The following is a 6,014-nucleotide window of genomic DNA, read 5'->3' as shown; positions in this document are numbered from 1 at the left end:
CGCGCGGAGTGCGCCCGGCGCGCTGCGAGGGGGCGAGCGGCCGGGCGGCACGCAGGCGGCGCACGGCGGCGACGCCCAGCAGCACCAGGAACGCGTCGTACACCAGGGCGCCGGCGATCATGCCGGGCGTCAGGGTGAGCTGGATCGTGAGGGGGTTCATGGGGATCTCTCTACGGTTCGGGGCGAACCGCGGGGGCCGTGTCGTGGGCCGCCGCGCCATCGTGCCGCCTCGCGGGTGCTTCCGCGAGCACCTGCTCCACCATCTCGCGCACCTCCGCCGGGGCGAAGCCCAGCCGGTGCGCGTCGTCCAGCATGCGCTCCACCAGCTCGCGGCCCATCTCGGCGCGGCGGCTGGCCTGCTGCTCCGGCTGCACGTCGGCCACGAAGGTGCCCTGCCCGCGCTGAACGAAGGTGATGCCCTCGCGCTCCAGCTCGCGGTAGGCCTGCGCCACCGTGTTCGGGTTCACCCGCAGCTCCCCGGCGAGCTGCCGCACCGAGGGCAGCCCGTCGCCCCCGCGCAGCTCGCCGCCGGCCACGGCCCCACGCACCTGCGACACGATCTGCGAATAGATCGGCACGGGAGACGAGGGTTCGATGAAGAAGAGCACTGCGGCCGGGGAGCGGGTGTGTACCGGTGTACTAGCCTACCAGTACACTAAGAGGCTGAGAATCCCCCGTCAAGGATTTTGTCTGCCGACCACGTTTCGCACCGGAATTTCCGTTGGCGGGCTGCGGGGAACGAGCTTTGCCGGCCTCTGCACTACCTTCGGAATCCGCCGGAGGATGAAGACGCCTCGACTCTATCGGGAGATTGGGATGAATCAGGACGCCGCGTCCAGTAGCGACGCCGCAGCATTCACGGACCGCGAGGGTCTCGGCCGGTTCGTCGGGCATTGGAGCACGACGGGACGGCAGCTCGAAGGCATGGTCGGTCCGGCTGCGGTGATCACGGCGTGGGAGAGCTACGAGTGGCTGGAGGGCGAGCGCTTCCTCATCCACCGCTTCGACGGCCGGGTCGGCGACGGGGTGGACGCCTGCATCGAGATCATCGGAGCCGAGGAGGAGGGCGGATATCCCGTCCACAGCTACTACGACAACGGCATGACCAATGACTGGAGATACGAGGCTCGCGGCGACACGTGGCTCCTCACCGGCAGGTGGCCCATGGGCGGCGGCTTCATGGACGTGCGCTGCACCGTCGAGTTCAGCGACGACGGCGACACCATGACGGGAACGTGGGAGTGCTCGGTGGACGGCGCAGAATGGCAGACGTTCTGGGAGGTCGAGTCGGAACGGCAGGAGTGAACGTAGGACGGAAGCCCAACCATCGGGCTGGCCGTAGCGGCGGCGTCTCTACCGAGCGTGGCGCGTGAGGTAGTCCCGCAGGTCGTCCATCGCAGCATCGTACGTCCCGGCAACTCCTTGGCGTGCGAGTTCGAACGCGTCTACCAAGCCGTAAGCATCCCAGCCGAACTCATCGGACGGCAGAACCTCCGCCGCAGTGAGACGCGCGAGAACGCGCGCGACCGCCTCACCCATCTCCGGCTGGGCATCGAGCACGCGGAGCACCTCCGTGAACCACTTGCGCCTCGAGGCAGTCGCGGCAGGCTCGCCCGGCACCGCCGCAAGAAGCGTCGCCATATCGGCTGGCGAGCGGCGGCCGGCGAGGGAGATCTCGATGATGCTGATGGGCGGCTGCGGATGGGCTTCGATAACCGAGTCGGCCCAGGCAACGGCGTCGCACACGGTCCGAAATCCGGCCTCCAAACTCCACCGCAGCAGCTCCGCCTCATCCTTCAGCCGCTGCTCATCCATGGACGCGCTTCGTTGACAGGTGTGGCCGCGAGCACATCGTCTCCCATCGACGTCTGGCCCAGCGCAACATGGGTGACATGCTTCCGGTTCCAGAATGCGAGCTTCACGACAAGCGACCAGGTCCGGCACGCCCGCAGCCGAGTTCAAGCTGACGGATACGTCAGCGGCTTGGCGAGGCGGATACTGGTACGTTCATAGCCGATATGCTCGTAGAAGGCATGGGCCTCCACGAGCCGAAGATTACTCGTGATCTCCAGCAGCCCGCAGCCGGCACGCGTGAGCCAATCTTCCGCCGCGGCCACGAGTGCGCGGCCGATTCCTTGGCCTCGCACGCCGGGATCCACCACCAGCGCGGTAATGCGCCCGACGGGCTTTGGCCGGTGCAGAACCACCATCCGGTGCAGTGTCGCTACCCCGGAGAGGCCGCCCTCTGGAGCGGCAGCCACGACCGCAGCATTTCCCGACGCGGACCACTCGTCCCAGAGCTCATCGGCAGCACACGCATCGGTCGGATGGCCCAGCTCGGTGAGGAGACGTGCAATCTCGCTGACATCATCGCGAGCAGCGAGACGGATGGACAGCGGTGCGCGCACAAGTCCTGTCATGTGGATCGACGCCTACTTGGTCATGATGTGGTCAGCACATCGTCAGGTTGGCTGCTGATGTCAGGACACGCCCGCCGCGGCCTTGGCCAGCAGCGGGGCGAGCCAGCGGCCGGTGAGGCTTTCGGGGACGGCGGCGACTTCCTCGGGGGTGCCCATGGCGACGACGTGGCCGCCGGACGGGCCGGCGCCGGGGCCGAGGTCCACGACCCAGTCCGCCGTCTTGATCACGTCCAGGTTGTGCTCGATGAGCAGCACGGTGTGGCCGGCATCGACGAGGTCGCCGAGGACGCGGAGGAGCTTGCGGATGTCGTCCAGGTGCAGGCCGGTGGTGGGCTCGTCCAGGATGTACAGCTTCTTGCCGCCGCGCCTGGCGCCCATCGCAAGCTCGCGGGCGATCTTGATGCGCTGCGCCTCGCCGCCGGAGAGCGTGGGGGCGGGCTGGCCGAGGCGGAGATAGCCGAGGCCCACCTGCTGGAGGTGCCACAGCGTCTGCCCCAGCTTGTCCTCGTGCAGGAAGAAGCGGATGGCTTCGTCGATGGTCAGCTCCAGCACGTCCTTGATGTTGCGCCCGCGGTAGGTGACGGCCAGCACGTCGGGCTTGAAGCGCGCGCCGCCGCATGTCTCGCACGGCACGAACACGTCGGCCATGAACACCATCTCCACCTGCACCTGGCCCTCGCCCTTGCACGCCTCGCAGCGCCCGCCCGCCACGTTGAACGAGAAGCTGCCCGGCCCCAGCCCGCGCTTCTTGGCCTCGGGAAGCGACGAGAAGATGCGGCGCACCTCGTCGTACGCCTTGATGTAGGTGACGGGGTTGGACCGCGGCGTCCGGCCGATGGGCGACTGGTCCACCAGCACGACCTCCTTGAGCAACGCGGTGCCGGTGAGCCGGTCGTACGCGCCCACGGCCTCGCCCAGGTGGCGCTTGGCGCTGGTCTCGCCGCCACTCAGCTCGCGCTCCACGGCGCGGTACAGCACGTCGTGCACGAGCGTGGACTTGCCGGAGCCGGAGACGCCGGTGACGGCGGTGAGCAGCCCCAGCGGGATGTCTACCGCGTCGCCCACCAGGTTGTGCTCGCGCGCGCCTTCTATGCGCAGGCGGGCGCCGCGCGCGGCCCGCCGCCGCTCGGGCACCGCGATCTCCTCGCGGCCGGAGAGGAAGCGGCCGGTGAGGGTGTCGGCTTCCAGCATCTCCGCCAGCGTGCCGGCGAAGACGAGCGAGCCGCCCAGCTCCCCGCTGCCCGGCCCCAGCTCCACGAGGTAGTCGGCGATGCGCATGGCCTCGGGGTCGTGCTCGACGACGATGACGGTGTTGCCGCCTTCGCGCAGGCGCACGAGCAGGCGCAGGAGCCGGTCGTTGTCGGCCGGGTGGAGGCCGATGGTGGGCTCGTCCAGCACGTACAGCGTGTCCACGAGCTTGCTGCCCAGCGCGTTCGCCAGCGTGATGCGCTGCGCCTCGCCGCCCGACAGGCTGCGCGTCTGCCGGTCGAGCGTGAGGTAGCCGAGGCCCACGTCGTCCAGGAAGCCGATGCGCGCATCCAGCTCCTTCAGGATCGACCCCGCGATCTCCCGCTCGGACGGCGACAGCGGCGCCGGGCAGGCGATCGCCTCGTCCACCGAGTAGGCCGCATCTTCCGCATCGGCAGAGGCGGCCGGGGCGACGGACGTAGCCGCATCGATAGATGGCAACACATCAGTCGAGAGGGTTGGATTGTCGGAATCTTTCGTCCGACCCACATCTCCCGAATCCGTCGCATCTACTGAACGCTGTGCATCTCCCGAATCCGCCGACGTGCTCGCACCGGCGGACGTTTGCACACCCACGGGCTGCGCGCCGTTGGAGGTGAGGGTGCGCATCCAGCCGCGGAGGCTGCCGAGGGGCATCTCGGAGACTTCGGCGATGGTGCGGCCGGCGAGGCGGACGCGGAGAGCTTCCTGGCGCAGCTTGGCGCCGGCGCACGTCGGACAGGTGCGCGCGCCCTGGTACTGCCGCAGGAAGACGCGGATGTACTGCTTGTAGCGCTTCTCCTCCAGCGCGACCAGGAAGGGCATGGCGCCCTCGAAGCCGCGCGTGCCGTGCATCAGCGCGTGGCGGAATTCCTCGGGCAGGCGCTCCCACGGCGCGTCCATCGACATGCCCTGGCGGCTCGCGAAGTCCGCCAGCTTCTTGCGCTTGGCCTCGTACCGCGGCTTGCTCCACGGGTCTATGGCGCCCTCGCCCAGGGAGCGGCCGGGGTTGGGCACGATGAGCGACTCGTCGTAGCTGAGCACGGCGCCGAAGCCGGTGCACTCCGGGCACGAGCCGTACGGGTTGTTGAACGAGAAGAGCTGCGGCGTGGGCGGCGCGAACTCGATCTGCGGGTGCACGGGGCAGCGGAAGCGCTCGGTGAAGCGCAGCGGCGTGCCATCCACCGGGACGACGACCGCCTCGCCCTCGCCCTCGGTGAAGGCGATCTGCAGCGAGTCCGCCAGGCGCCCCCGCTCTTCCGGATCGACGCGCAGGCGATCGACGACCACCAGCAGCTCGGACGCGCGGGTGAGGTCGGTGCCCTCGTCCAGCTCTTCCAGGTGCAGCTCGCGCCCGTCGGCCAGCACGCGCATGAAGCCCAGCGCGCGCAGGTTCTCCACCACCAGCGCGTGCGTGACGCGGGCGGAGAGCGGCAGCGGGAAGGCGAGCATCACGCGCGTGCCCGCGGGCAGCGCGAGCACGGCGTCGGTGGCGGAGGTGACCGAGTCCGGGCGAATCTCGCGGCCGCAGGGGCCGTGGCCGTCGCCGGGGCAGTAGGTGCGGCCCACGCGCGCCCAGAGCAGGCGCAGGTAGTCGTACACCTCGGTGGCGGTGCCCACGGTGGAGCGGCTGGTCTTGGTGGGGTTGCGCTGCTCGATGGCGACCGCGGGCGAGATGCCCTCCACGCGGTCCACGTCGGGCTTCTCCATGCGGTCGAGGAACTGCTTGGCGTACGTGGACATGCTCTCCACGTAGCGCCGCTGGCCCTCGGCGTAGATGGTGTCGAAGGCGAGCGACGACTTGCCCGACCCCGACGGACCGGTGACCACGATCACCGCGCGGCGCGGTAGGTCGAGGTCCAGGTTCTTGAGGTTGTGCTGCCGGGCCCCGCGTATGACGATGCGATCTTTCATGCGACCGAAGTTACACCGAATGGACACGCTGTAAAGCCGCGCGGCGGAATTGCAAGGCGTGGTCCGCGCTGGCAACCCGCCCATCCCGCTCCGGTGCGGAAGTGTGTCCGCGCGACGGGTCGCGTACGGCGATGCAGGCGTTGGCCGGCAACTCTCGCGCGATGGCCGCAAAGGCTGCCGTTCGCTACATTCCTTTTACTGCCGTTTCTCACTTCCCCGATCGTGAGGTGGTCCATGAAGAAGTTCGCCCTGAACCTCGACGAGCTGAAGGTCACTGCCTTCGAGACGACGCCGGAGACGCTCGACACGAGGGGAACGGTGGGAGGCCAGATGGCCACCACCCGCTGCGACCCGACGCAGTACGTGGGCGGCCCCACCTGCATGCCGGGAAGCTGCGGGGACTCGTGCTTCGTGCCGCGGACGGGCGACGCCTGCTGGCCCTGCTGAACGCAC

General features: G+C 69.2%; 6 protein-coding genes. 2 read left to right on the top strand and 4 right to left on the bottom strand.

What is annotated here, in order from left to right; genetic code table 11:
• Nucleotides 1-170: 170 nt before the first annotated feature.
• Nucleotides 171-578 (bottom strand): GntR family transcriptional regulator, encoded by a 408-nt coding sequence (locus tag VFE05_07135; protein HET6229829.1) that lies wholly within the window; start codon nucleotides 576-578, stop codon nucleotides 171-173.
• 16 nt (nucleotides 579-594) lie between these two features.
• Between VFE05_07135 and VFE05_07130 the strand changes: the two genes are divergently transcribed.
• Entirely contained in the window at nucleotides 595-1,305 is a 711-nt protein-coding gene (locus VFE05_07130; GenBank protein ID HET6229828.1) for a DUF1579 family protein, read from the top strand.
• Between the two features lie 48 nt (nucleotides 1,306-1,353).
• Here VFE05_07130 and VFE05_07125 read toward each other — a convergent pair whose 3' ends face one another.
• The 3 genes from VFE05_07125 to VFE05_07115 all read right to left on the bottom strand — a co-directional run bounded on the left by VFE05_07125 (nucleotide 1,354) and on the right by VFE05_07115 (nucleotide 5,561).
• Nucleotides 1,354-1,815, bottom strand: a complete 462-nt coding sequence (locus VFE05_07125; GenBank protein HET6229827.1) for a hypothetical protein — start codon at nucleotides 1,813-1,815, stop codon at nucleotides 1,354-1,356.
• A gap of 143 nt (nucleotides 1,816-1,958) precedes the next feature.
• Nucleotides 1,959-2,420 (bottom strand): GNAT family N-acetyltransferase, encoded by a 462-nt coding sequence (locus VFE05_07120; GenBank protein HET6229826.1) that lies wholly within the window; start codon nucleotides 2,418-2,420, stop codon nucleotides 1,959-1,961.
• A gap of 60 nt (nucleotides 2,421-2,480) precedes the next feature.
• Complete coding sequence (locus VFE05_07115; protein ID HET6229825.1) at nucleotides 2,481-5,561, bottom strand: hypothetical protein; 3,081 nt, start codon at nucleotides 5,559-5,561, stop codon at nucleotides 2,481-2,483.
• Between the two features lie 234 nt (nucleotides 5,562-5,795).
• Between VFE05_07115 and VFE05_07110 the strand changes: the two genes are divergently transcribed.
• A complete protein-coding gene (locus VFE05_07110) occupies nucleotides 5,796-6,008 on the top strand; it encodes a hypothetical protein (GenBank protein HET6229824.1) in 213 nt (70 codons plus the stop codon).
• The last annotated feature ends 6 nt before the right edge of the window (nucleotides 6,009-6,014 follow it).

This window comes from Longimicrobiaceae bacterium, assembly GCA_035696245.1.
GTDB lineage: Bacteria > Gemmatimonadota > Gemmatimonadetes > Longimicrobiales > Longimicrobiaceae > DASRQW01.
The sequence above is the reverse complement of the archived record's forward strand: the minus strand, read 5'-3'. Positions and strand labels throughout refer to the sequence as shown.